Origin of the sequence: Skermanella aerolata KACC 11604 (assembly GCF_000936425.1) — a bacterium.
Classification (GTDB): domain Bacteria; phylum Pseudomonadota; class Alphaproteobacteria; order Azospirillales; family Azospirillaceae; genus Skermanella; species Skermanella aerolata.
This window is the reverse complement of record NZ_AVFK01000240.1, coordinates 1-350: the sequence shown is the minus strand read 5'-3', so window position 1 is coordinate 350 and position 350 is coordinate 1. Positions and strand designations below refer to the sequence as shown.

Below are 350 nucleotides of genomic sequence, written 5' to 3'. Positions count from 1 at the left end.
GACGCGTGGCTGCTCAGCGCCACCAGCGGGGTAGCGTGCCAGCGGGTATCGCCGCGGATCGCCTGGGCGAACTCGAAGCCGCTCATGCCCGGCATCTCGATATCGCTGACGATGACGTCGAAGTCCTCGCCCGCCTCGCACAGGTTCAGCGCCTCGTCCGCACTCTGCACCGTGGTCACCTGATAGCCGGCTACGGTCAGCAGCGGGGTCAGCAGGTTGCGGAAGAACGGACTGTCGTCGACCAGCAGGACCCGGTGCGCCTTCTCCTCCTCGTAAGCCTCGCGGGCCGACGAGCCGAACCAGTCGCCATAGGCCTGGGTCAGGAAGAAGCCGGCGTCGATCAGGTCGGT

Annotated in this window: 1 protein-coding gene; it reads right to left on the bottom strand. The window is 67.1% G+C overall.

From position 1 onward, the window contains the following. A partial coding sequence (locus tag N826_RS39370) for a response regulator (protein ID WP_044438142.1) occupies positions 1–350 on the bottom strand: 350 nt, incomplete at both ends.